The following is a 387-nucleotide window of genomic DNA, read 5'->3' as shown; positions in this document are numbered from 1 at the left end:
ATGCAGTTACCTTTAACGCTGCGGGACTTCATGAAAGTAATATTGGGCCCCATGCTGATAAGGTGACCAACTACCATATGAGGGGAGATGCCCTTACTCGTATACAGAATCTAACTCCACTGCCGAATGCTGTCGGCACCCAGATACCTGTAAATCCGACCCGGGGCGATGCTTTAATTGGGGCAATACTTGGAGGACGTGTTTTTGGGGGAATCTATTTGCATGATATTGGGGTTATGGACCGCGCTCTAAATAAGTGAAGGTGGTTATGAAGATATTTATTGCATTTGGGCTTCTATTGTGCACTTCCATCTTATCCTCGTGTTACTTTGTACGTGTTGAGGGTGTTCCAGTTAATTGGATTTATAGAGGTAACCGTGATGGCCG

Annotated in this window: 1 protein-coding gene; it reads left to right on the top strand. The window is 45.5% G+C overall.

Features of this window, described 5'->3' with window-relative positions; all coding sequences use genetic code 11:
• Positions 1–260: hypothetical protein (locus S1OALGB6SA_RS05580; protein ID WP_230204440.1), on the top strand; the 260-nt coding region annotated here is incomplete at its 5' end.
• Positions 261–387 lie beyond the last annotated feature (127 nt).

The organism is Olavius algarvensis spirochete endosymbiont (assembly GCA_900608495.1).
Classification (GTDB): domain Bacteria; phylum Spirochaetota; class Spirochaetia; order DSM-2461; family DSM-2461; genus UBA2779.
Note: the sequence above shows the minus strand (reverse complement) of the source record. Positions and strands in the feature narration are given on the sequence as shown.